The organism is Pseudohoeflea suaedae, assembly GCF_004354915.1.
Classification (GTDB): Bacteria; Pseudomonadota; Alphaproteobacteria; order Rhizobiales; family Rhizobiaceae; genus Pseudohoeflea; species Pseudohoeflea suaedae.
The window spans coordinates 645,614-670,040 of the sequence record NZ_SMSI01000002.1 but is presented as its reverse complement, the minus strand read 5'-3'; the positions used below and the strand labels follow the sequence as shown (position 1 = coordinate 670,040).

Here is a 24,427-nt window from a genome sequence, read left to right as displayed (position 1 = left end):
TGCGTTATGGTGCAGTTTGAAATGTGGGCAGCGATTTCATTTTTAATATATCGCCATTATTTTTTTTAATTTTGAGGAGTTTAATCATGGCGACAATTCGAACCATCGCTGAGGTAGAGCAAAAAGTCAAAAAATTGGCAGAAGCAGCCCTGATAACTGGAAGGCCCTATTTGCTAAGCAAGCTTGGCAAGGATCTTGGGGAAGAGTTAAAGGTCATAAAGTCGCACGAATTGACGCTGGGCGAATTCATTAAAAAATATCTTCCGGAATACGAAATTGTTCTAGGTGGCTCATTTAAGAATGTGCAATCTCTAGTACGAAGCGGAGACGCCGAAGCCGGACTTAGCACGGGGGGAGCTTCAGAAGTTCTGGATGTGACAAAGTCACCAAATACAAGCACGCGCTTTAACTACAAGTTTTGGGCAGCTTTTTCAGTGCCACTTTCGGCTGGCAAGCGCTACATCAATCTCAACAATTTTACCTTCCTTGACGACGAAAAAGAGCCGGAAAATGGTAGTTATGAGGAGATTGATCCAAGCTATGTCGCAGAGGATGGTATTGCCAATCGAGATGCCGCGATTATGCAGAATATCGCGCGCTGGCTGACCGATCGGGGTTATGCTGCCGAGCAGTTTGCAGCGAAAACTGCCAGTGCAAAAAATCGTACCTCTACCGAAGTTCGTACTGTGTTACATGCTGTAATTGACGCGCTCGACAAAAGGCAGCTGTCTTCGGTGTCTCTTCCTCTAGACGTCGTAGCGGCCCTTCTCCACAGGCATGCCTGATGACCACGCATATGCTTGTAATTGGGGGGGTGCCTACAATAGCGTTCGACCGCCTTCGGAAGGTTTCTTCTAATAGGTTGGCACCGGGTGGTAAGTTGATTTTATCGCCAAATCCCTGGAAGGGCGCCTACCACCCACAGCACGCCCACAAGCTCATCACAGAGGCGAACGCATTCTGCGCCTCCCGTCCTGAGAAAGATCCCATCGTCACACTTTTGATCTACGTCGATTTTGCAGACCGCAGCACTACGGAATTCCTGAATAGTTTTTTTCCATTTTCCCTACCCTATCGCATAACCCTGCCGAATTTTTATAAGGCATCAAATGGAAACGAAGCCAATCGCTTGCTGGGCGAATTTGAGGAAAAGGTTCTTACCGCATCTGCCAAGCTACGCGAAGTCTCGGCATTGATATCTCATGAAACCGGCCTCCCGAACCTAAACCCACTTCTGTTACCTCGTCGTAATTTTCGCAGCCAAGCACTGGATAGGATGCTGCGCAGAATATTCGATGAAGTCATGGAAAGCGACAACCCAAAAGCGCTTGTCGAGGCCGAGGTATCCTCATTCCACGCAAGGCACCCTTGGTTGACGCCGCCTGGAGACCAAAAGCGTTGCTTAAGCGACGGTCAGTTATTTTTCAAAAGTCCCGGCAAACATCGACACGGCTTTTTCAGGAACAGCGCGGCGGCAGCACACAATTTGGATTGTTTGTTAAACGCAAGGAGCCGGTTAGGAGGCAGTTACGACTATTGCTTTCATTTTGACTGCGAACCCGTCAGAGGAAAGCTGAGAGCCTCGTATGAAAACTGTCACGGTGGAAATGGAATTCCTAAAGAGAAACACGTCAACATCGCGCCCAATGACTATGTGGTCTGAAAACCAAGAAGGCCCGCTACGCTAGTTCAGCGCCGCAGGCCTTCCTTTATTTCCGACAATGCGCCTATGCACACTGTACGTATTTTCGCTTGCTTTCGAACAACGAGATTGATCGCTGGAAACATTATTCCTCGCGTCGTATCTCTCACACCTACGGATCGTAACAACCATCTTGGAGGCGTCAGGCCTGACGAAGTCCAAAATCTAGCGGTTACGAACTCGCTCCGTTAACCCGCAAGCAGGTAACTGAAGCTTCGGATGGCTTTCCAGAATTTCTCGATGGAAATTCCAGTCCGCTCGCGTGTGCTCGTATTAATTAACGCATATGCAGCAATGAGGTTCATATTTGCAAGCGCTTTTTTGAGGCGACAAAATCGCCAAAGCCACGATCACATGCAAAGGTTAAAACATCCTCAGCGCCGCTTTCAACAAATCATGTAGGTTAGGCCATGCTAGGTTTCAAGTTCGCTAGTTCGATGGAAGGTAGGCGTTCGTACCACTATAGCGCTCTAACAAGCTCGCCAATCAGTAATCGATCATGACAGGGGTTTGTATACTGCGGTATGCCGTCCGCTCCTATAATCCTAGTACGACGAGCTGAGACATCGTGTTTCACTGCCTGAGTTTAGACCCGTTGGTTTGCAACGCCTTAATCTCAGGAAGGCCTCCCTCAGCGCCTGTCAAGGCAAGTGCGTTGCCCTTAGGCGGACAAAAAAACGACCGCTTCCGCCATCGTCGAAGCCAACAGCCGTCATTCCGCTCCCAGCCCCAAAAATGCATCCGGGATCTGCTGCACCACAATCCCCCCCCCTAAAACGTCGGTGGGGTACACGCGCTCACCAGCACGCAGCGTTCGTTCCTGAGCGCCTTGAAGCGGTGCGGGCGGTTGCTCTGGAACAGGTAGCCGTCGCCGGGGCCGAGGATCTTGCGTTCGCCGTCGACGGTCACCTCGATGCGTCCCTCGATGACGAGGCCCGCCTCCTCGCCTTCATGGCTGAGCATGACGCGGCCGGTATCCGCACCCGGTTCATAGACCTCGTAGATCATCTGCAGGCTGTGCCCGAACAGGCTCGAGCCGATCTGCCTGTAGGAAATCTTGCCCTTGCCGATCTCGGTGAGTTCCTCGGCTGCATAGAAGACCTTGTCCTGGCGCTGCGGCTCGAAGGCGAAGAATTCCGACAGGCCGAGCGGAATGCCGTCGAGCACCCGCTTGAGGGCTGAAAGCGAGGTGTTGATCTTGGCGGCTTCGAGCTGCGAGATGAAACCGTTGGTCACCCCTGCCCGCCGCGCCAGCTCGCGCTGCGACAGCCCGTGCGCCTCGCGGATGGCGCGAAGCCTCAGGCCAACGTCGCGGGAAAGCTCGTCTGCCGTGTTTACCATGGTCGCGATCATAAACACTTTTGGATCGCCAGCAATGAAAACAATGGATTGGCTGAAACAAGAAACAGACTATTTCCGGGATCATGTTCGCGTCATTCTGGCTCCGGAAAATCAGGAGTCTCTCCATGAACGAGTTGTTCAAGCCCGGCCCCTCCGGCACCAACCAGGCGCTCGACGCCTACTGGATGCCGTTTACCGCCAACCGCCAGTTCAAGGCCAATCCGCGCATGCTGGTGGGTGCCAGGGGCATGCACTATACGAGCGATGACGGCCGCACCATTCTCGACGGCACCGCTGGCCTGTGGTGCTGCAATGCCGGCCACGGCCACGCGGAAATCCGCGATGCGGTCGCCCGCCAGCTCGAGGAGATGGACTATGCGCCCTCCTTCAACATGGGCCACCCGATCGCCTTCGAATTCGCCGAACGGCTGAGGGAGATCGCGCCCGACGGGTTCAACCACGTCTTCTACACCGGCTCGGGGTCGGAATCGGTCGATACCGCGCTCAAGATGGCGCTCGCCTATCACCGTGCGAAAGGCGACGCCTCGCGCACCCGGCTGATCGGCCGCGAGCGCGGCTATCACGGCGTCGGCTTCGGCGGCATTTCCGTCGGCGGCATCGTCAACAACCGCCGCCATTTCGGCACCATGCTCGGCGGCGTGGATCATATTTCCCACACCCACAATCTCGCGGCCAACGCCTTCTCGAAGGGCCAGCCGGAAACCGGCGCGGAACTCGCCGACGATCTCGAACGCGTCGTCGCGCTGCATGGCGCGGAAACCATCGCCGCCGTCATCGTCGAGCCGGTGGCCGGCTCCACCGGCGTGCTCTTGCCGCCGAAGGGCTATCTCGAACGCCTGCGCGCCATCTGCGACAAGCATGGAATCCTCTTGATCTTCGACGAAGTCATCACCGGTTTCGGCCGTCTCGGCACGCCGTTTGCGTCCAACTATTTCGGCGTGAAGCCGGATATCTTCACCACCGCAAAGGGTCTGACCAACGGCGTCATCCCCATGGGCGCGGTCTTCGTGCAGGATCACGTCCACGACGCCTTCATGAACGCGCCGGAAAACACGATCGAACTGTTCCACGGCTACACCTATTCGGGCCACCCGGTGGCCTGCGCGGCCGGCATCGCGACGCTCGACATCTACGCCAGGCACGGGCTTCTGACCCGCGGCGCGGAACTGGCGCCGACCTGGGAAGACAAGGTGCACTCGCTGCGTGACGCGCCTTACGTCAAGGACATCCGCAATATCGGCATCATCGCCGGCATCGAGCTCGACTCCCGTGACGGCGCCATCGGCGCCCGCGCCTATGAAGTGTTCGTAAAATGCTTCGAGGCCGGTCTCCTGATCCGCGTGACCGGCGACATCATCGCCCTCTCCCCGCCGCTCATTCTCGAGCCCTCGCATATCGAGGAAATGGTCGAGACGCTGCGGACCGTCCTGAAGTCGGTCGACTGACAGGACCCTTTGGAGGGCCGGCCGTCCTCGCTCCCCCTCACGAGGATACAGCCGGGCCGGCCCTTCACTTTTAATCGCGGCAAGAAGATCATCAGATCAAGAAAGACCGGAGACCGCCATCGGCGCTCACCGGCTTTTCTCGTGCATGTCGCCTAGATCGTCCAGCCGCCGTCGATCGAATAGGCCTGACCGGTCGTATAGGTGGCGTTTGCCAGATGCACGGCGAGATCGGCGATCTCCTCGGGCGTGCCGAGCCGTCCCATGGGCTGGCGCGCGATGAAGGCGGCCCGCGCCTTCTCGTAATCGCCCTGCGCGCGCATGCGCTCCTGCAGCGACGGGCTTTCCACCGTGCCCGGACAGATCGCGTTGCAGCGGATTCCCCTGGCCACGAAATCGGCCGCCACGGCCTTGGTCAGCCCTATGACAGCCGCCTTGGTCGTGCCGTAGACAAAACGGTTCGGCACGCCGGTGACCGAGCCCGCGACGGAGGCCATGTTGACGATGGCGCCGCCGCCCGCATCGATCATGCCGGGCAGAACGGCGCGGATGGTGCGGATCATCGAGCGGATGTTGAGATCGATCGCGAAATCGAATTCCTCGTCCTTCATCTCGAGAATGGTGCCGCCATGAACGAAACCTGCTCCGTTGAAGAGCACGTCGATCCGGCCGATCGACTGGACCGCCGCCTTCACCTCCTCGTCCTTCAAAACGTCGAGACGGCGGGTTTCGATATTCGCCTCACCCGACAGCGACGACAGTGCCTCCTCGTTGATATCGGTCGCGATCACCCGCGCGCCGGCCGCCGCAAACGCCAAAGCCGTCGCCCTGCCGATCCCCTGTCCCGAAGCCGTCGCCAGCACGGTGCGGCCCTCCACCCAGTTCGTCATGTTCACTCCCTAATCCCGCACGTCCGGCGGTTTGAATGTCGCTGTTCCGTCGTCAGAACGGTCATGTCTTCGGTCTGGAGCACTTGCAGGTTCCCGGCCCCACTCACCAACTAACATGTTAGCTGCCGGGTTGTCCCGCCGAAACTAAAATTTTCGTGGAATTCCAGTTCCTTTCGGCCGCAAGACAAGAGCGCTCCGGACCCGATCCGGAGCGCGAGCGGGTGTCTTGGGAGGACACGTCGAATAGAGGCATGTTTCGGCCGCGCGGCGTCTACAGCCTGTAGCCGGCCTTCGCCAGGCCATTGGCGAGCAGAGGCGCGAGTTCGAGGGCCTCCTCCTCGTCCAGCCGATGGGTGACCACGAGTTCCGCCAGGAAGGCGCTGTCGACGCGGCGGCTGACATCGTGACGGGCGGGGATGGAGCAGAGCGCGCGGGTGTCGTCGTTAAAGCCGACGGTGTTGTAGAAGCCTGCCGTCTCCGTCGCCATCTCGCGGAACCGCCTGATCCCCTCATAGCTGTCGTGGAACCACCAGGGCGGGCCGAGCTTGAGGCCGGGATAGGCACCGGCGAGCGGGGCGAGTTCGCGCGAATAGGTCGTCTCGTCGAGCGTGAAGAGGATGAGCGTCAGCTCCGGCGCCATGCCGACGGCATCGAGAAGCGGCTTCAGTCCTTCGGTGAAATTCACCCGCACAGGTATGTCGAAGCCCTTGTCGCGCCCATAGGCGGCATGAACCGCAGCGCTGTGGCTGCGCCACGAGCCGGGATGCAGCTGCATCACCATCCCGTCCTCGGCCGACATCCGGGCCATTTCGGTCAGCATCTGCGCACGGAACAGGTCCGCATCGTCGTCGCGCAGCCTGCCCGAGCGAACCCGGTCGAAAAGCGCCGCAGCCTGCGTGTCGGACAGGTTGGCCGTGCGCGGACTCGGATGGCCGTGATCGGTCGCCGTCGCGCCCATCCGCCGGAAGAAGGCCCGGCGCGCGCGGTGCGCGTCGAGATAGCCCTGCCACGTTCCGGTATCGCAGCCGGTCAGTTCGCCGAGCTTGTCGAGACTGTCCGTGAAACCGTCGGCTTCGGGATCGATGACCGCGTCCGGGCGATAGGTCGGCACCACGCGGCCGCTCCAGTCGCTGTCGAGAACCTGCTGGTGCCAGTGCAGGTCGTCGAGTGCCCCGTCGGTGGTGGCGATCACCTCGATGTTGAACCGGTCATGAAGCTCGCGCGGCCGGAAATCGGGCTTTGCCAGGCACTCGGCAATGCGGTCGTAATAGGCATCGGCGTTCTTCGGCGACAGGCGCTCGGACAGTCCGAACACTTCCGAGAGCGCATGATCGACCCAGAGGCGCGACGGCGTGCCCTGAAAGAGATGAAAATGCTCGGCAAAGGTCCGCCAGATCTTGCGCGGATCCTTCTCGCGCCCCTCGCCTATGCCGAGTGCCTCGTAGCTCACCCCCTGGCTTATGAGCATCCGCAGCACATAGTGATCCGGCACCACGAAGAGATCGGCCGGATTGGAGAAATGCGGGTTCTCGCCCCACCAGCGCGGATCGGTATGGCCGTGCGGCGAGACTATCGCCAGCGTCTCGACCTCGGCGAACAGCTTGCGCGCAAGCTCGCGGGTGGCCAGATCGGCGGGAAACAGTCGGTCGGGGTGAAGCATTCTCTTATCCCATCATGGCGCGTGGAAGGAACTTCACGACGTCGGGGAAAAGGATCATGATCATCACGACGGCGAGGACGGCCACCGCGAGCGGGATCATCTCGACCGTGTATTCCTTGTAGGAGCATTTGAGGATGCCGCAGACGGTGAACATGGAAACGCCGACCGGCGGGGTCATGCCCCCGAATGTGACCAGCGTCATCATGATCAGGCCGAAATGCACCGGGTCGATACCCGCGGCGGTGATCACCGGCACGAGAATCGGGGTCAGCAGCATGACGATGACCGTCGCTTCCACCAGCATGCCGAAGGCCAGCAGGAACAGCGACAGGGTAATGAGCAGCATCGTCTGGCTGGAGAAGATGCCGATGGTCAGTTCGGCGAGCGTCTGCGGCACGCGTTCGAAGGTGATGACGTAGCCGAACGCGCCGGAGAACAGGATGATCAGCATGATCATGCCGATGTCGCGGACGCTGAGGAGCATCGCATCGACGATATCGGCCCAGCTCAGTTCCCGGTAGATGACCACGCCCACGAAGACCGCATAGGCGACCGCGAAGGCTCCGGCTTCCGACGGCGTGAAGATGCCGAAGCGGATGCCGACGACGAGCCAGACCGGAAACAGGATGGCCCAGAAGCTCCTGCGGACGGCCGAGAGCACCTCGCGGCCGGTCGGCAGGCGGTCATTGATCGGCTTGTAGTCGCGCTTGCGCGATACCCAGGCGGTGGCCAGCATCAGCGCGATGGTCAGCAATACGCCCGGCACGATACCGGCGATGAACAACCGCCCGATCGAGACTTCACCGAGAAAGCCGTAGAGAATGAGGCCGAGGCTCGGCGGGATCGTGGCGGTGATCAGTCCGCCGATCGAAAGAAGCGCGCCGGTGAAGCCGCGCGAATAGCCTTCCTTGATCATCGGCGGCCCCAGCACGCGCGACTGCATGGCCGCATCGGCCACGGCCGAACCGGAAATGCCGCCCATCAGGGCCGAAAGCAGCAAACTGGTCTGCGCCAGACCGCCCCGCATCCAGCCGGCCAGCGTGGTTGCGAGCGTCAGGAGGCGGGGCGTTATGCCCGACCCGTTCATCAGATGACCGACGAGAATGAAGAGCGGCACGGCAAGCAGCGGAAACGACTGGCTGGCGGCGATGATCCGCTGCACGGCGGTGGAATCCGGCATGAAGGTACCGGGCAGAAGGAAATAGACGATGCTGGCAATGCCGATCGAGAAGGCGACCGGCATGCCGACGACCATGAAGCCGAGCGCCAGGCACAGGAGCAGGAATGATGTCACAGAAGTTGCTCCTGATCATGCGTTTCTGGTTCGATGGAATACAGCAGACCGTGGCCGAACAGACGGCGCAGGAGCGAGATGATCATCAGCGCGCATCCGACGGGAAGCGCGAGGGTGACCCAGCCATATGAGAGGCCCGAGGCGCCGATTTCGCGCGCCCAGTTCGACATGGCAAGATGCCAGGAAAGCCAGCCGCAATAGGCCAGAAACGGGATCATGCATGCGATGCAGAGAAGGTGAAGCGCCTTGCGGCCCGCAGGCGGCAGTGAATCAGGCAGGGCCGAGATGCGGATATGCTCGCCGCGCTTCATGATGAGATCGGCCCCGAACATGCAGGTCCAGATCAACAAGAGCTGCGCCATTTCCGGCCCCGACGGCAAGGGATGGCCGACAGCTCGCCCCAGCGCGCCGAAGAACACTGACGTCACGGTGCCGGTCAGGAAGATGATCGCAATGATCTCCTCGGCCCGGTCGAAGATCTTCCACATACTCGTCTCCGCAAAACCAGCATGGACGGCGCGGATTTTCGCCCGCGCCGTCCAGGTCTTATCTTACTTTGCTGCGTCGATGTAGGGCTGCAGCGCTTCGCGGGCTTCGACGAGCCCGAGTTCCTCGTAGACGCCGCCGACGCGTGCCTTGAAGTCGTCGACATTGATCTCGTTGACCGTGACGCCGGCTGCCTTCATGTCGGCGAGCACGGTTTCGAGCTTCGCAACGGTTGCATCGGATGCCTCGTCGCCGGCCTTGGTCAGCTCTTCGGTGATGATCTGCTGCTGGTCCTCGGTCAGGCCCTTGAACCAGCTTTCGGATGTGGCGAGACCGGTCAGAAGCTGAACGTGATCGGTGAAGGCCAGGTTCTTGGTCACTTCATGCAGCTTGATACCGAATGCACCGGTCAGCTGGGCTTCGGCACCGTCGATCGCGCCGAGCTGCAGGGCCGAATAGACTTCCGACCAGGGCAGACCGACGGCCGTTGCGCCGAGGGCATTGACCGTGGCGATCCAGCCCGGCGCGTCGATGGTGCGAACGCGGACGCCATCGAGGTCTTCCGGCTTGGTCACCGGTTCCTTGGTGAACATTTCGCGGGTGCCCTGGAACCAGTTGTAGTTCAGCAGGCGAATGCCCGATGTCTCGGCGAGATCATCGACCCACTCCTGGTAGATCGGAGCGCTGGTGATGCCCTTGTACTGCTTGTAGTCATCCACGAGATAGGGTGCCGACAGAATGCCCAGTTCCTTCTTGAACGGAGCCAGACGGCCCGCATCCACGAGTACGGCGATTGCGGCACCGTTGCGGATCTGCTCGAGCACGTCGTTGTCCGAACCGAGCTGCGACGACGGATAGACGGTCACTTCGATCTCGCCGTTGGAACGTTCCATGATCCGCTTGGCCGCGGCTTCCATGGCGACGACCAGCGGATCCTGCGCCACCTGCGACGAGGACAGAGCCAGCTTGACGTCTGCCATCGCGCCGGTCGCAGCACTTGCGAGCAGGGCCGCGGCCAGGCTCAGGGTCTTGATATTGAACATGTTATTCTCCTCCGTTTTTATGAATGCCGGGTTGGTCCAGGCCACAGGCCTGCGCGCGCGCCCTCGGTCAGCGCGAGCACGATGTGATAGAGAAGCCGGCTCAGCGCCTCGGACCAGATGGTCTCTCCCGCCGCATCGAGCCGGTTCACGTAAGTGGGGCGACCACTGAACCAGCGATCGAACATCGTCGTCAGCAGGCTACGGGCCACCTCGCCCGCACCTGCCTCACCCACGGTGTGCCGCACCGCCTGCATCTTGATGGCCTCTGTCTGGGGCCAGAGGAGAAACGTCTCCTCCATGACCTGCCCGTTGGCCGAAACGGCATCGAAAGCCGCGCCGGCCAGTGGTCCGGACCGGGAAAACCCATGCTTAAGGGCAAAGCTCTCCAGCGCCGAAATCGTCTCCGCAAGGCCTGGCGGCCCGCCAAGCGCCATTTCCCGGCGCAGGAGCCATGCCCACTCGCATTGATGTCCGACCTCGCGGCGTGCGCCGGCCTCACCTTTCAGCGCCGAGAGGTCCGGCGCGAGAAATTCCGTGATCGTGCCGCTGTCGCGATCGAAAAAATGCGCGAGGCCCGACGCGCGCATCCCCGACGCCCGTTCGAGCCAGTGCGGCTTGCCGGTCATCTCGTGCGCCTGAAGGGCCGCCTCGTAGAGATGCATGTGCGGGTTTTGCGCCCGCATCGGTGCGCCGGGCGCCGCGGGATCTGCCACACCGTCATCCTCGAGAAGCAGCCCCGTGGCGGAATCGACCAGATGATCCTCGATCATCGACCAGCAGCTCTCGAGCTCGGCCTCGACCGCTTCGGAAGGCGCAAGCTTCCACCAGGTCGATAGCGCCAGGATGACGAAGCTCTGGTCGTAACTGCGGGCAAGCGCATCGGCCGCTTCGCCCGTTGCCCCGCCATCGCGAGCCACGGCACGCCTGTAGAGACCGGACGGCTGTCGGAAGCACGACAGGAAGGAAAACGTCTCCGCTGCGGCCTTCGCAAAGCGGTCATCGCCCGAGGCGAGCGCCAGATGAGAAAAGGTGAAAAGCAGCCGCGCCTGCGCCAGAACGGTTTTCGGCGCATCCGCCACCGGTTTGCCGTCCCCGCCGAGCGCATCGAAGAACCCGCCATGGATCCCGTCCCGTGCATCCTTCAGCCACCCATCGAGGAAAGCATCCCAAAACCACGTCGCCCATTCATCGGCAGCTGACTTCGAGGACGGCTCGTGCGGGCGGGCGGCTCTCAAGATCATCTCGCGCCTCCGGCCTCTTCGAAAAAGTCCGGCATGGCGGCAACGATTTCAGGCAGATCGCGATTGATCTCGCGCAGATGATCGCGCATCGCGGCTTCGGCCCTGGCCGCATCACGGGTGCGGATGCCTTCGACGACGGCCGCATGCTGGGCGATCAGCTTGTCGAAGGCGAGCTTGCGGGCGCTGATATGGCGCACACGGTTCATCTGCGTCTTCAAACCTTCGAGATAGTCCCAGGCCAGGCGCTGCCCGGCCATTTCCGCGAGCATGCGGTGAAACGCCTCGTCGAGCTGAATGAACAGATCCGGTTCGGCGGCCGTGGTGACGGCCCGCTGCTTGACCAGTTCCGCATCCAGTGCGGCGATTGCACTGTCGTCGGCGGTTTCGGCCACCAGCCGGACGATATCGGCTTCCGCGGCCTCGCGAACAAACCGCGCGGTCAGTACCGAGGGCACTGAAATGCGGGTCACGAAAGTGCCCCGCTGCGGGCGGATGGCCAGAAGATTTTCCTCGGCGAGCTTGATGAAGGCCTCACGCACGGGCTGGCGTGAAACATCGTAGGCCGCGGCAATTTCCGTTTCAGAGAGACGGGAACCGGGTGGAAGTTCGCCCCGCACGATGCGCTCGCGAACAAGCCGGTAGAGCTGCGGCCCGACGGCGGCACTCCTCTCCAGTTCGCGTAACGGCGGCGTAACGACCGACATGATCGGCTCCTCCCTGTCAGATGCTATATCTCCATACTACCATACTAGTCAACAGTGGTGACCCGTGCTATTGACCGGCTGTAACGCAAGACAAATTCGGAGGATGTCGTGAGACAGACGTGGCGCTGGTTCGGTCCCAAGGACCTGGTTTCAATCGACGACATGCGCCAGGCCGGTGTCGAGGGCGTCGTCTCCGCCCTTCACCACATCCCGACCGGAGCCCTCTGGAGTTCCGAGGAAATCGCGCGCCGTCAGTCCGAGCTGTCGGTGATGCGCGACGGTTCGCCGTCGACCCTTGCCTGGGAAGTGGTCGAGAGCCTGCCGGTTTCGGAAGACATCAAGAAGCAGAAAGGCGAGTGGCGCGCCCATATCGCCAACTACAAGCAATCGCTTAAGAATCTCCGCGACGCCGGAATCGAGATCGTCTGCTACAACTTCATGCCGGTCCTCGACTGGACTCGCACCGATCTCGCCTACCGCACCCCGACCGGCGCAACCTGCATGCGCTACGATTTCGCGGATTTTGCCGCCTTCGACATCCACATCCTCAAGCGCGGCGGCGCAGCCGGCGACTTTCCGGAGGAAGTCGTCGCCGAAGCCGACAGGCGCTTCAGGGACATGTCCGACGAACGTAAGTCGGAGCTATCTAGAAACGTCGTTTTCGGCCTGCCCGGGGCTGCGGAAAATTTCTCGCTCGATGATGTGCGCCAGCATCTGGCCGAGTATGACGGCCTGTCCGGCGACAAGCTGCGCCGGCACCTGATCGACTTTCTGTCGGAAGTCGTTCCAACGGCCGAAGAGCTCGGCATCCGCATGTGCTGCCATCCGGACGATCCGCCCTACCCGCTTCTGGGCCTGCCGCGCGTGATGTCCACCGAGAAGGACTACCGGACCGTCATGGACGAGATCGATTCACCGGCCAATGGCATCACCCTCTGTTCGGGCTCCCTCGGCGCACGCCCCGACAACGATATTCCCGGCATGATGGAGCGGCTGGGCGACCGCGTTCATTTCCTCCATCTGCGCAACGTCAAACGCGAGACCGCCAATGTGATGGGCAGTTTCCATGAAGCCGAACACCTGGGTGGCGATACCGACATGGTGGCGCTTCTCGCCGCCGTCGTGCGCGAGGAGAAGAAGCGCCGCGACGCCGGTCGGGCCGATCATTCCATCCCCTTCCGCCCCGACCACGGACAGGACATTCTCGACGATCTCGGTCGCAAGGCTCAGCCTGGCTACCCGTCCATCGGCCGCCTGAAGGGCCTTGCCGAATTGCGCGGCATCATGACCGCGCTCGAACACCCGGTCGAAGGCATCACGTCATGAGCCCTCGACGCCTTGCCGATATCTCGCAGATCGTGGGCGCCGCGAAGAAGCCGGGTTACGATCCGTCCGGGCACGGCACTGGCATCGTCCATATCGGTCTCGGCGCCTTTCACCGCGCCCATCAGGCGGTCATGACCGATGACGCTCTGGCCGACGCCGGCGGCGACTGGCGGATCACCGGCGTGTCGTTGCGATCGACGGAAATTGCCGACGCGCTCAATCCCCAGAACGGGCTCTACACGCTGATCGAGCGCGGCCCTGAGGGCACAGAAGCGCGCGTCATCGCCGCGATTGCAAATGTGATCGCTGCCGATCCCGGCGGCACGCTGAAAGCCCTTTGCGACGAAAACATCAGGATCGTCACGCTGACGGTCACGGAAAAGGGCTACGGGATAGATCGCACGGCCGGCGGGCCGGACAGGAACCATCCGGCTGTCGCAGAGGATCTCGAAAGTCCGGAAACGCCATCGGGCGTTCTCGGCCTTCTGGTTGCAGCTCTCAAACACCGCCGCGCGGCGCGCATTGCGCCGTTCACCGTCCTGAGCTGCGACAACCTGCCTGAAAACGGCAAGCTCTTGCGACTGGGGGTCATCGGTTTCGCGCGTCAACTCGATGCCGATCTGGCGGATTGGATCGAGAACAATGTTGCCTTCCCGAGCTCCATGGTCGATCGCATCACGCCGGCATCGACCGATGAGACGCTGGCAGAAGCCGCCGCCCAAACGGGCTGCGAGGACAAGGCGGCCGTGGAATGCGAACCCTTCATTCAATGGGTGATCGAGGACGCGTTCCCGCAGGGCCGGCCTGCATGGGAAGCGGGCGGCGCCCTATTCGTCACCGACGTCGCGCCCTATGAGCGCATGAAGCTGACCATGCTCAACGGCAGCCATTCGATGATGGCCTATGCCGGTTTCCTGGCTGGCCACCGCTATGTGCGCGACGTGATGAACGATCCGGCGCTCGCGAGGCTCGTCAGGCGGCATCTGGCGGCAGCGTCCGGTGTCATGCCACCGCTGGTCGGCATCACTTTTGCCGATTACGGGGAGGCCCTGATCGAGCGTTTCCGCAACCCGGCCATCGCCCATGAAACCTACCAGATTGCCATGGACGGTACCCAGAAACTGCCACAACGCATCATCGCGCCCGCGCTGGTCGCGCTCGAACAAGGCCGGGACGTGCGGCCCTTCGCATTCGCCACAGCCGCATGGATGCGCTACGCCCTCGGCCGCAAGGAGGACGGCACCGCCTATGAACTGCGCGACCCGATGGCGGAGACCATCCAGAAAACCGTTGCGCGCCTGTCCGATCCCGCTGATATCTATGACGGCCTGACCAAATTGCCGGGCCTGTTTCCGTCCGAACTCGCGGAAAGCAGGATATTCGCCGCTCCGGTGACGGACCTCCTCGAAACGATGCTCGACAGCGGCATGCGCGCTGCCATCGACAGGGAAGCTGAATGACGAAACGGAATACCTTCCTGTCGATCGGCGAATGCATGATCGAGATGGCCTTGATGGAAAATGGCGATTACCGTCTGGGCTATGCGGGCGATACGCTGAATACCGCCTGGTATGCGCGCGCCTTGTTGTCTGAGGAGAACTGGAACGTCGCCTATTACACACGGCTCGGCCCGGACGTCTATTCGGCGAAGATGCGCGGATTCTTCGAAGCCAACGGCATCGACACGCGTTTCATCACCTGTGACAAGAACCGTCAGCCCGGCCTCTACCTGATCGATATCGACAAGGGCGAGCGCTCCTTCACCTATTGGCGCGAACGATCGGCGGCCCGGCTTCTCGCCGACGACGAGGACGCCCTCGGTCAGGCGATGGACCATGCCGATATGATCTATTTCTCCGGCATCACGCTTGCGATCCTCGCCCCGGAAAAGCGCCGAACCTTCCTGCAGATGGTTGCCGCGCAACGCGCCAGGGGCAAGACCACCGTCTTCGACCCGAACGCACGGCCCAGGCTCTGGGAAACGCTCGATGTGCTGCGCGAGACCACGCTAAATGCCGCAGCCGCGTCCTCCATCGTCTTGCCGAGCTTCGACGACGAAACAAGGATTTTCGGCGATGCCGACATCGAGGCGACGGCAACGCGCTATCTCGATGCGGGCGCAGGCCTCGCCATAGTCAAGAACGGCGGCGGCGACATGCTGATTGCCGCAGAGAATGATTGCACGCGGCTCGAATCGCTCGTCCGCGTCGATCCCGTGGATACGACCGGCGCGGGGGATTCGTTCAATGGTGGTTTCCTGGCCGCAATCGCGGAAGGTGCGGCACTGCCGGATGCCGCGAAGCGCGCCCACGCCGTCGCCGCCCGTGTGGTCATGCAACGCGGCGCGCTGATGCCCATGGCGGATCTGCGCGGCTAGGCTACCCTGCCCTCGGGCCCCCTGATCCAGCGATCGACCCGCACGGCATGCAGCGCCTCGGAAAGGGCGACAGCCGCCGCCACACCATCGATCACCGGCAGTCGGAACCGTTCCGACAATGCGTCCGCCAGATCGGCCATGCCGGCGCAACCGAGCACGATGGCATCGGGTCTGTCTTCCTCGACCGCCAGCTCGATTTCGCCAGCAATCGTGCGCGCCGAGGCATCCTTGTCGCTTTCGAGCGCCAGGACAGGCACTTCGGAAGCCCTGACGCGTCTGCATCGCCGCATGAAACCGTAAGTGACGAGGTTGGTCTCGATCACGGGAATGGACACGCCCAGCGTCGTTATCACCGAAAAGCCCTCGCCGACGAGCATCGCCGCGTGAAAGGCCGCTTCCCCGATCCCGATGACGGGAATCCGCGCGCGCCGCTTGAGCGCCATCAGCCCGGTATCGTCGAAACAGGCAATGATGCAGGCATCATAGCCGGGCGCATCAGGACCGTTCACGGCAGTCTCAAACAGGCGAAAGAGCCCCGACAAGGCAGCCGCCCCGTCCTCCGCACCCTGAATCGCGGGCGGCGTATCGGTCGGATTGATCGCCGTGATCCGGGTTCCCTGCCCGGCAGCATCACGCGCGGCCTTCTCAATCGAGCGCGTCATCGTCTCGGTGGAGTTCGGATTGATCACCAGGATATGCATGTTCAGACCAGGCCCTTGCCTGCATCCGAACCGCGACGCGCGCGGCGCTTGTTGGCCACGATCACGGTCAGCAGGAACACTCCGATGATGAGGAAGGAAAAGACCGTCGTCAGCGTACCGAGCGCGAAGATCACCGGCGTCGTCACATTGGTCGTCATTCCGTAGATCTCGAGCGGCAGCGTATTGTAGCTCCCCGCCGTGAGAAGCGTGCGCGCGAATTCGTCATAGGACAGCGTGAACCCGAACAGCGCCACCCCTATCAGCATCGGCGCGATGATCGGCAGCACCACGCTCCAGATCGTCTGCCATGCATTCGCCCCCTGGTCGCGCGCCGCCTCCTCGAAGGATTTGTCGAAGCGGTTGAAGACGGCGAACATGATCAGCAGTCCGAAAGGCAGCGTCCAGGTCAGTTGCGAGCCGAAACCCGATGTCGACCAGTGCACCTTGAGCCCGGCTTGCGAAAAGATCAGTCCGACGCCGAGCGAGATCAGGATCGACGGGATCACCAGCGACGTGACGATCAGGTAGAACACCACGCCCGAACCCGGGAAACGCTTGCGGAAGGCAAGCCCGCCCATCACCGAGATGACGACGGTCGCGACCATCACCATCACGCCGAGAACGAAGGAGCGGCCGAAACTGCCCCAGATGTCGCCGACCGCCTGTTGCTGAAACAGCTCGCGGAACCAGTGCAGCGACACCCCGCGCATCGGAAAGGTCAGTCCGCCCTGCGGACCCTGGAACGACAGGATCGCGATCGTGAAGGTCGGACCGTAGAGAAAGACCAGGAACAGCGCGAAGAAGGCTGCGAGCAGGTAGAAGGAACGCGGACGCTTCTCCATCTCAAAGCTCCTTCCGGATATCGACGAAGCGCAGCAGGACCGCGATCACCAGGAGCACGGTCACCAGCAGCACCACCGCCGTGGCGCAGGCGGACGGATATTGCAGAAGCGCGATATCGTTGGAGATCAGCCGTCCGACATTGGCCTTTTGCGAACCGGACATGAAGCGGACGGTGATGAAGTCGCCCATCACCAGCGTGACGACGAAGATCGAACCGATCATGATGCCGGGCTTGGTCAGCGGAATGATGACATTGGTGAGCGTCTGCAACCCGGTCGCGCCGTTGTCATAGGCAGCCTCGATCAACGACCTGTCGATGCGCATCATGGTGTTGAAGATCGGCACCACCATGAACAGCGTATAGAGATGGACGAAGGCGAGGATGACCGAAAAGTCGGAATAGAGAAGCCATTCGACCGGCTGGTCGACGATCCCCATGCCGACAAGCGCGGAATTGGCGAGCCCGTTGCGCCCCAGAAACGGAATCCAGGAGATCATCCGGATGATGTTCGAGGTCCAGAACGGGATCGTGCAGAGCAGGAAGAGGATGATCTGCCAGGTCTGGGTGCGTATGTGGAAGGCCAGGAAATAGGCGATCGTGAAACCGATCAGCAGCGTGCAGACCCAGGTGATGATCGCATATTTGATGGTGGCCAGGAACACCTGATACGTCACCGGCGAAGACAGGAGGAACTCGTAATTGTCGAACTGGAAGGCCGGATAGATCGAGAATTCCGTCGCGCCCCAGAAGCTGACGATGACGATCATGATGATCGGCAGGATCAGGAAGAAGGCCAGCACCAGCATCAGCGGCGCCGAGAGTAGCCAGCCGCTCATGGCATCCGACATGCCGGGTCCGGCACGGCCGGCGCCGAGAGCTCCGAAGGTCACATTGGGTTGGTTCGCCATCGCGCTGTCCGCCCTGGGAGAAACATCTGGAAACGGCGCCCCCGGAAGGATGAAACCGGGGACGCCAGGGTGTTCATCGCATCAGGCTGCGATGAACTCGTTCCATTTCCGGACCATGTACTGGTTCTCGTCCATCACCGCGTTCCAGCAGGCAACCGAGCCCATGCGGTCGTAGAAGGAGCCGCCGTCGCGCTTGTCACCGGCTTCCGCCAGCTTGTCGCCTGTCGGGCTGGTGATGACGTCGGTGGCTTCCTTGCCCTCGAACCAGTAGCCCCACTCGTTTTCGGACATGAATTCCTTCGAGGTTTCCGGCACGGCCGAATAGTAGCCCTGGCGCATCAGGTAGCCGCCAACCCAGCCCGAGAGGTACCAGTTGATATATTCGTAGGCCGCATCGAGCTCGAGGCCGGAGAGCGACTTCGACAGGCCGATGCCGCCGCCCCATGACCGGTAGCCTTCCTTGAGCGGCTGGTAGACGCAGTCGATGCCGCGCGACTTGACCGCCGTGATCGCCGGCGACCACATCGACTGGATGACCACTTCGCCCGATGCCATCAGGTTCACACTCTCGTCGAACGTCTTCCAGAAGGCGCGGAACTGGCCGTTCTTCTTGGCCTCGGTGAAGATGCCGATCGTCTTGTCGATCTCTTCCTTGGTCATGTTGCCCTTGTCGCCATACTGGATCTCGCCCATGGCTTCGCAGACCATGGCCATGTCCATGATGCCGATCGAGGAAATGTCGAGGATCGACGCCTTGCCCTTGAACTCTGGGTTCAGGAGTTCGGACCAGCTCTCGATCGGACGGCCGATGAGGTCGGGGCGGATGCCGAGCGTATCGGCATTGTAGATGGTCGGAATGAGCGTCATCCAGTTGGTCTGCTCGTCGGCGAAGGTGGTGGCGCCGGGCTCCGGAATGAATCCGACCGTATGGGGCGCGGTCCCTTGCGCGATCTCGCTTTCCGGCGTCAGCTTGCCGTCCTTGAAGATGCCGACGATCTTGTCGTAGTTCTTGATCCTGGAGACATCCATGGCCTGCAGGTTGCCGGTGGGCCAGACCTTCTTGCAGATCCAGTATTCGATATCGGCGATGTCGAAACTATCGGGCTGTGTCGCGGCGCGCTGGGTCACGCTGTCGGAATCGAGTGCGGTCATTTCGAGCGTGAATCCGAGGTCTTCCTTCACCTTCTGCGCCACATCGTTGAGATTGGAGACGCCTGTGCCGAACTGCCTGAGCGTGACATCCTTGATGTTCTGCGCCCAGATGGTGGGAAAACCGGTGATCGCGCCGGAACCGATGGCGGCACCTGCCGTGGCTGCCGCGCCCTTGAGAACCGAACGCCGGCTCAGGCCATCCTTCTTCTGCTTGTCAGTCATGATAGGAGCTCCTTATCCCTCCGGAAGCTGGCCAGCGGCGGGACTGCCGCAAGCCGGTTGCGGCTCATGCCGCGAGCTGGTGGGCGTCCTCCGCCTTCCAGGTAAGGAAGACGGACTGGCCGATTTCGACTGGTTTGTGGAAATACGCCGTGTCGCCGACGCTGACCGTGAGTTCTCCCGCTTGCGCCGTTTCAACGGTGACGTTGACGATGGTGCCGAGATATTCGACTGCCACAACGCTGGCAGGGATCGCCCCGGCACTCGACTGCGTGGCGATCGTCATCCGGTCGGTGCGGACAGCAAGCTTCCTGTTCCCGCTCCCGCCCAGAATGTTGTGCCCGCCGATGAAACGGGCGACGAACTCCGTGCGTGGTGCGTCGAACACCTCCTGCGGCGGGCCGTCCTGTTCGATCTTGCCGCGATTCATCACGATGATGTGGTCGGCAAGCGCCAGCGCCTCGTCCTGGCTGTGCGTGACGTGGATGAAGGAGATGCCGAGCTCGCGCTGCAGCCGCTTTAGTTCGGTGCGCATGCGGATGCGGAGAAATGGATCCAGCGCGGACAAGGGCTCGTCCAGAAGCAGGATCGACGGTCGCGTGATCAGCGCGCGGGCAAGTGCCACACGCTGCTGCTGGCCGCCTGAAAGCTGATCGGGCAGCCTTTCGCCATACGCGCTCATGTCGACGAGTTCGAGAAGTTCGCGCGCCTCTTTCTGCCGCTTGGCTTTCTCGACGCCCTTCATCTTGAGCGAAAAGGCGACATTGTCGACGACGCTCAGATGCGGAAACAGCGCGTAGCTCTGGAACATCATGGCGGTACCGCGCCGGGCCGGCGGCAGATCGGTGATGTTGGCGCCCTTGTGAACGATGTCGCCGGAAGTGACGCTCTCGTGGCCGGCGAGCATTCTCAATGTCGAGGACTTGCCGCAGCCGGAAGGTCCCAGAAGGCAGGTATAGGTGCCGTCCGGGATCACCTGGTCAATCGCGTCGACCGCGACCGTGCCGCCATAGCTCTTGGTCAGCTTGATGAGTTCCAGTGCCGCAGGTTTCGCCATCGACGCCCTCTCCTTGGGTTTCGCCGATAACTCTGCAATCGTTGTGCCAACTCAAAATTGCAGATCTAAGCCGTTGAAAACATGCAAGGAGGCAGACCCGGCTCAGGACCGGGGATGAGCCCAAGCTCAATTTTTAAGCAGATAGAATACGCATTGCCTACAGATTGTATACGAAATGGAGATTGATTGAATTGCCCCTTGGGTCTATCTCTGACCAGGCGGATATCCTTCCGCCATTTCCCGAGGCGGCAATGACCATCGCACCAGCGGATCTCAGAGGCAGTTTCTCCCTTCCCCCGGGAAAGGCGCTGGACATCTGCCACCAGCTCGAAGCCGCGATCCTGCAGCACCGCATGCAGCCGGGCATGAAGCTGGCGGAAGACGAGGTGGGCGAGTTGTTCGGCGTCAGCCGCACCGTGGCACGGACAGCGCTCCAGGCGCTGGCCCATGGCGGTCTTGTCACCATCGAGCGCAATCGCGGCGCCTTCGTCTCACGCCCGACAATTCGCGAGGCGCACGAGGTCTTCGAGGCGCGCGCGCTGATCGAGCCCCGCATCGCCCGCATGGCGGCTCGCGCCATGACGCCCGACCACCTGAAAGTCCTGCAGGGCCATGTCGATGCCGAGCACGAGGTCACGGCGCAGGGCGACATGGGGATGGCCCTCGCCCATTCCGGCGCGTTTCATCTGTCAATCGCCGACATCGCGGACCAGGCGATCCTCACCCAGATCCTCCACACCCTCGTCTCCCGCTCGTCGCTGATCATCGCGCTTTACTGGCACCGCCGCGATACCGGTTGCGAAAGCCACAGCCATCACGCGCTGCTCAAGGCCTTTTCGGTCAGGGACGAGAACGCCGCCGAGGAGATCATGAAAAGCCACATGGTGGACCTGCATTCCGGCCTCGACCTGAGGGACCGGAGCGAGAGCCACCGTTCCCTGGCCGACGTCTTCGCCAAACCCTGACCTCAGAGACAGTAGGCGCGGATGGCGTTCTCGCCGAATATGGCAGCCCGGACCTGCTCATCGCCGCCGATGAGTTCGAGCGTGGTTTCGTACCACTTCTCATAGCTCGCGACGCGCGTGCAGACCGGCCAGTCCGACCCCCAGATCAGTCGCTCCGGACCGAAGGTCTCGAGAAGCCGGTCGGTATAGGGGCGAAGATCGTCGATCGTCCAGTTGTCGCCGGCCTCGGTCACGAGCCCGGAAAGTTTGCAATAGGCCGTCGTCGTCTCGGCAAGCAGGCGCATGTTGGCGGCCCATTCGGCATAGGCCCCGTCCGCGATCTGCGGCTTGGACGCATGATCGATGACCACGCGCATTTCCGGATGCCGGTCTATCAGAAGTTCGAGGTTTTTCAGGTGCCGTGTATAGGTGAGCGCGTCGAAGGTCAGGCCGTAGGACGTCAGCGCTTCGAACGCATGCACGATGTGCTCGCTCATCATCCAGTCGTCATCGGCGATATCCTGGATCATCGGACGCAGGCCCACCAGCTTCTCGTGGTCGGCGAGCTGGTCGAGATCGTCCCAGACGGTGGGGCTCTCGAAATCGATCCAGCCGACGACACCTTTCACGAAGTCATGGTCGTTGGCGATCCCAAGAAGGAACTGGGTTTCGGCCACCGTCGGGGCGGCCTGAACGAGAATTGTCCCGTCCACCCCCGTTTTCCTCATAAGCGGCAAAAGATCGTCGGGCAGAAAGTCCCGGTAGAGATCGCCCGACTCCTGGGTGAGCCAGCCATAATCGCCCCGACCAGTCATCCAGAAATGCTGATGGGCGTCTATGACTGTCATGCGACCACACCTTTCTTCAGAATGATGTTGCCGTAGAGCCGGGATTCTCCGGTCTGCACCACGGCATATGCCCTGGAGGAACGCTCGTAGAACGCAAAGCGTTCCAGTGTCGCGATCTTCACAGGATTGTCCGCAGTCTCCTCGATGATCTTCTGGAAATCCGCCATGGCTTCCGGGATGGTATCGGGATCGCCGACAACCTGCATGGTGAGCGCCGGATCATCGACGAAAGTGTCGAGCGGCATCAAGGTCAGAACAGCCTTGAGCACATCGCTCGCGGAGATGCCGTCGAGACGAATGCATTTCGGGCCGATGCTCTCGGCCGGAAAATTGGCGTCCGCAATGACGATATCGTCGCCGTGCCCCATGGCGCGCAGCGCATGCAGGAGGTCAGGCGACAGGATGGACGGAATGTTACGCAGCATCGGTATGGTCTCCAGGCAATGGCGCATCGGGACGGATCAGCTCCTCCCGGCGCAGATCCTGCCATAACATATCCGGGATCGGACGTTCGAGAAGGGCGACGTTGGATTCCACTTCCTTCGCATTCGCCCCGCCCGGAATCACCGAGCGCACCGCCGGGTGACCGAGCACGAATTGCAGCGCTGCGGCGATCAGCGGCGTGTCGTGGGCCGCGCACACGGTTTCCATCTTTCTCACCTTTTCGAGGATCGGTCCGGGCGCCGGCGCGTAATTATAGCGCGCGCCCTCCACCGGGCCGGTAGCGAGAATGCCGGAATTGTAGGGTCCGCCGAGAATGATCCCGACATCGCGCCTGACGCAGAGCGGCAGGAAGGTTTCCAGCGCCTCCTGTTCCAGCAGCGTGTAGCGGCCGGCCAGCAGAAAACAGTCGAAATCCCCGAGCCCCAGCAGTCTTTCGCAGACCTGCCATTCATTCACGCCGGCACCGATTGCCGAGATCTCTCCCGAATCGCGCAGCTCGACGAGTGCCTTGTAACCGCCTCCGTCGAAGAGTTCCCGCACCTTGGCGTCGCTCTTGTCCTGCGAGCCCTGCGAAAAGGCGCAGACGTCATGGACATGGAGAATATCGACATTCGCGACCCCCAGCCGTTCCCTGCTGGCCTCGTAGCTGCGCATGACGCCGTCATAGGTGTAGTCGAAGACGATGCGCTTCTGCGGCACGTCGACAAAGGCTTCGGGGGTCACCTCGTCGGGTTCGCAATCGAGCAGCAGCCTGCCGATCTTTGTCGCCAGCTGGATGTTCTCGCGCCCGAAACGCCCGATCGCCTGGCCGAACCGAGCTTCCGACCGGCCGAGCCCGTACTGGGGTGCGGTGTCGAAATGTCGAATGCCGCAATCATAGGCCGTCTGAAGGGCTGCCTGAGCATCCTCCTCGGCGATCCTGCGATAAAGATTACCGAGCGGCGCGCCGCCGAATCCCATGCGCGTAAGCGGCACCGGCCTCGTCGTCCGGCTGTTGAGCAGAATGGTATCCGAGGCTTTCACGGGCGCTCCCTGATCTGGTGGAACAGTTCGGGCCGCTCCCGCTCCAGCGGTTCGATGCGGGACATGAGCTGGCCGAGATGATGACGCATCGCCTCGCGGGCGGCGGTGACATCCTGTTCGCGGATTGCGTCGACGATAGCGCGATGCTCGGCGATGACCTCCGCCGGCCGGCCGGGTTCGGGCAGGATGGCGAGGCGAGCGCGCTTGAGCGGAATGGAAACCGTCGCGGCAGTGGCGACGACGCCGGGAAAACCGGTCAGTTCCATCAGCAAGGCATGCAGATCCTCGTCGGCCTGGTAGAACCCGGCATGGTCGCCGTCTTCCAGCAACAATTCCTGCAAGCGCACCATGCGCACCAGTTGCGCCAGCTGCTCGTCGGTACGGCGCGCGGCCACGCGCTCCACTGCGGCAAGCTCGACGGCTTCCCGAAGAAAGGACGATTCCCGCAGATCCGCCACCGAAAAGCGCGAAACGCGCGTCGCGGATTGCGGAATGACGTCCACGAGGCCTTCCGACGACAGCCGCGCGATGGCCTCCGAGACCGGCTGACGGGAAACCCCAAGCTTCTGACATATAAAGGATTTTCGCACCACGGCGCCCGGCATGTATTCGAGCGTCAGGATGGCGTCACGCAAGGATTGATAGACCCTTTGAGCGAGCGATCCCGACATCTCCCCTATCTCGGCAAGCAGTGGCTCGGGCTCCGGCATATCGGCAATTTCAGCAGCATCTTTCATACTAACATGTTAGTTGACAGTGC

Annotated in this window: 24 protein-coding genes; 7 read left to right on the top strand and 17 right to left on the bottom strand. The window is 61.4% G+C overall.

Annotated features, from left to right (window positions below; genetic code table 11):
• The first annotated feature begins 86 nt into the window (after window positions 1-86).
• Both E2A64_RS13320 and E2A64_RS13315 read left to right on the top strand, forming a co-directional pair.
• The gene (locus E2A64_RS13320) at window positions 87-785 is read left to right on the top strand and encodes a hypothetical protein (protein ID WP_133284954.1); all 699 of its coding nucleotides are present in this window, start codon (window positions 87-89) and stop codon (window positions 783-785) included.
• Complete coding sequence (locus E2A64_RS13315; protein ID WP_133284953.1) at window positions 785-1,663, top strand: hypothetical protein; 879 nt, start codon at window positions 785-787, stop codon at window positions 1,661-1,663. Before E2A64_RS13320 ends, E2A64_RS13315 begins: the two co-directional genes overlap by 1 nt.
• 810 nt (window positions 1,664-2,473) lie before the next feature.
• Here the strand turns inward: E2A64_RS13315 and E2A64_RS13310 are convergent.
• Window positions 2,474-3,043: a cupin domain-containing protein gene (locus tag E2A64_RS13310; protein ID WP_133284952.1), complete on the bottom strand. Its 570-nt coding sequence runs from the start codon at window positions 3,041-3,043 to the stop codon at window positions 2,474-2,476.
• A 125-nt stretch (window positions 3,044-3,168) separates the two neighbouring features.
• On the opposite strand from E2A64_RS13310, the gene aptA reads away from it, so the two are divergent.
• Window positions 3,169-4,509 carry an omega-aminotransferase AptA gene (gene aptA, locus E2A64_RS13305; RefSeq protein WP_133284951.1) on the top strand — a complete coding sequence of 447 codons (1,341 nt, stop codon included), beginning with the start codon at window positions 3,169-3,171 and terminating at the stop codon, window positions 4,507-4,509.
• A 152-nt stretch (window positions 4,510-4,661) separates the two neighbouring features.
• Here the strand turns inward: aptA and E2A64_RS13300 are convergent, their stop codons facing one another.
• The 7 genes from E2A64_RS13300 to E2A64_RS13270 all read right to left on the bottom strand — a co-directional run bounded on the left by E2A64_RS13300 (window position 4,662) and on the right by E2A64_RS13270 (window position 11,824).
• On the bottom strand, window positions 4,662-5,396 hold the full coding sequence (locus tag E2A64_RS13300; protein ID WP_133284950.1) for an SDR family oxidoreductase: 735 nt from the start codon (window positions 5,394-5,396) through the stop codon (window positions 4,662-4,664).
• A 271-nt stretch (window positions 5,397-5,667) separates the two neighbouring features.
• Window positions 5,668-7,056 (bottom strand): glucuronate isomerase, encoded by a 1,389-nt coding sequence (uxaC, locus tag E2A64_RS13295; RefSeq protein ID WP_133284949.1) that lies wholly within the window; start codon window positions 7,054-7,056, stop codon window positions 5,668-5,670.
• 4 nt (window positions 7,057-7,060) lie between these two features.
• The gene (locus E2A64_RS13290; protein WP_133284948.1) at window positions 7,061-8,350 is read right to left on the bottom strand and encodes a TRAP transporter large permease; all 1,290 of its coding nucleotides are present in this window, start codon (window positions 8,348-8,350) and stop codon (window positions 7,061-7,063) included.
• Window positions 8,347-8,838, bottom strand: coding sequence for a TRAP transporter small permease (locus E2A64_RS13285; RefSeq protein ID WP_133284947.1), 492 nt, complete (start codon window positions 8,836-8,838; stop codon window positions 8,347-8,349). Before E2A64_RS13285 ends, E2A64_RS13290 begins: the two co-directional genes overlap by 4 nt.
• Before the next feature lie 63 nt (window positions 8,839-8,901).
• Window positions 8,902-9,879 (bottom strand): C4-dicarboxylate TRAP transporter substrate-binding protein, encoded by a 978-nt coding sequence (locus tag E2A64_RS13280; protein ID WP_133284946.1) that lies wholly within the window; start codon window positions 9,877-9,879, stop codon window positions 8,902-8,904.
• A gap of 17 nt (window positions 9,880-9,896) precedes the next feature.
• Window positions 9,897-11,120, bottom strand: coding sequence for an AGE family epimerase/isomerase (locus E2A64_RS13275; protein WP_133284945.1), 1,224 nt, complete (start codon window positions 11,118-11,120; stop codon window positions 9,897-9,899).
• Window positions 11,117-11,824: a GntR family transcriptional regulator gene (locus tag E2A64_RS13270; protein ID WP_133284944.1), complete on the bottom strand. Its 708-nt coding sequence runs from the start codon at window positions 11,822-11,824 to the stop codon at window positions 11,117-11,119. The genes E2A64_RS13275 and E2A64_RS13270 overlap by 4 nt, the downstream gene beginning before the upstream one ends.
• A gap of 108 nt (window positions 11,825-11,932) precedes the next feature.
• Here E2A64_RS13270 and uxuA point away from each other — a divergent pair, with 108 nt between their 5' ends.
• The 3 genes from uxuA to E2A64_RS13255 are packed head-to-tail and all read left to right on the top strand — an operon-like array spanning window position 11,933 to window position 15,527.
• Window positions 11,933-13,150, top strand: coding sequence for a mannonate dehydratase (gene uxuA / locus E2A64_RS13265; protein ID WP_133284943.1), 1,218 nt, complete (start codon window positions 11,933-11,935; stop codon window positions 13,148-13,150).
• Window positions 13,147-14,610 carry a mannitol dehydrogenase family protein gene (locus E2A64_RS13260; RefSeq protein WP_133284942.1) on the top strand — a complete coding sequence of 488 codons (1,464 nt, stop codon included), beginning with the start codon at window positions 13,147-13,149 and terminating at the stop codon, window positions 14,608-14,610. Before uxuA ends, E2A64_RS13260 begins: the two co-directional genes overlap by 4 nt.
• Window positions 14,607-15,527, top strand: coding sequence for a sugar kinase (locus tag E2A64_RS13255; protein ID WP_133284941.1), 921 nt, complete (start codon window positions 14,607-14,609; stop codon window positions 15,525-15,527). Before E2A64_RS13260 ends, E2A64_RS13255 begins: the two co-directional genes overlap by 4 nt.
• Here the strand turns inward: E2A64_RS13255 and E2A64_RS13250 are convergent.
• From E2A64_RS13250 to E2A64_RS13230, 5 genes are all read right to left on the bottom strand, one after another.
• Window positions 15,524-16,228: an aspartate/glutamate racemase family protein gene (locus E2A64_RS13250; protein ID WP_133284940.1), complete on the bottom strand. Its 705-nt coding sequence runs from the start codon at window positions 16,226-16,228 to the stop codon at window positions 15,524-15,526. The two genes, E2A64_RS13255 and E2A64_RS13250, sit on opposite strands and share 4 nt — an antisense overlap.
• Before the next feature lie 2 nt (window positions 16,229-16,230).
• Complete coding sequence (locus E2A64_RS13245; RefSeq protein WP_133284939.1) at window positions 16,231-17,070, bottom strand: ABC transporter permease; 840 nt, start codon at window positions 17,068-17,070, stop codon at window positions 16,231-16,233.
• Between the two features lies 1 nt (window position 17,071).
• Window positions 17,072-17,920, bottom strand: coding sequence for an ABC transporter permease (locus E2A64_RS13240; RefSeq protein ID WP_133285074.1), 849 nt, complete (start codon window positions 17,918-17,920; stop codon window positions 17,072-17,074).
• Between the two features lie 141 nt (window positions 17,921-18,061).
• Window positions 18,062-19,354 carry an ABC transporter substrate-binding protein gene (locus tag E2A64_RS13235; RefSeq protein WP_133284938.1) on the bottom strand — a complete coding sequence of 431 codons (1,293 nt, stop codon included), beginning with the start codon at window positions 19,352-19,354 and terminating at the stop codon, window positions 18,062-18,064.
• 64 nt (window positions 19,355-19,418) lie between these two features.
• Window positions 19,419-20,408 (bottom strand): ABC transporter ATP-binding protein, encoded by a 990-nt coding sequence (locus tag E2A64_RS13230; protein ID WP_133284937.1) that lies wholly within the window; start codon window positions 20,406-20,408, stop codon window positions 19,419-19,421.
• A gap of 251 nt (window positions 20,409-20,659) precedes the next feature.
• Between E2A64_RS13230 and E2A64_RS13225 the strand changes: the two genes are divergently transcribed.
• Window positions 20,660-21,373, top strand: a complete 714-nt coding sequence (locus tag E2A64_RS13225; RefSeq protein ID WP_133284936.1) for a GntR family transcriptional regulator — start codon at window positions 20,660-20,662, stop codon at window positions 21,371-21,373.
• A gap of 2 nt (window positions 21,374-21,375) precedes the next feature.
• Here E2A64_RS13225 and E2A64_RS13220 read toward each other — a convergent pair whose 3' ends face one another.
• Genes E2A64_RS13220 through E2A64_RS13205 form a run of 4 tightly spaced genes read right to left on the bottom strand, consistent with a single transcriptional unit; the run spans window position 21,376 to window position 24,404 of the window.
• Entirely contained in the window at window positions 21,376-22,200 is an 825-nt protein-coding gene (locus E2A64_RS13220) for an amidohydrolase family protein (protein ID WP_133284935.1), read from the bottom strand.
• A complete protein-coding gene (locus E2A64_RS13215) occupies window positions 22,197-22,625 on the bottom strand; it encodes an RbsD/FucU family protein (RefSeq protein WP_133284934.1) in 429 nt (142 codons plus the stop codon). Before E2A64_RS13215 ends, E2A64_RS13220 begins: the two co-directional genes overlap by 4 nt.
• The gene (locus tag E2A64_RS13210) at window positions 22,615-23,604 is read right to left on the bottom strand and encodes an aldo/keto reductase (RefSeq protein ID WP_133285073.1); all 990 of its coding nucleotides are present in this window, start codon (window positions 23,602-23,604) and stop codon (window positions 22,615-22,617) included. The genes E2A64_RS13215 and E2A64_RS13210 overlap by 11 nt, the downstream gene beginning before the upstream one ends.
• A 59-nt stretch (window positions 23,605-23,663) precedes the next feature.
• On the bottom strand, window positions 23,664-24,404 hold the full coding sequence (locus E2A64_RS13205) for a GntR family transcriptional regulator (RefSeq protein ID WP_244598274.1): 741 nt from the start codon (window positions 24,402-24,404) through the stop codon (window positions 23,664-23,666).
• Window positions 24,405-24,427: the final 23 nt, after the last annotated feature.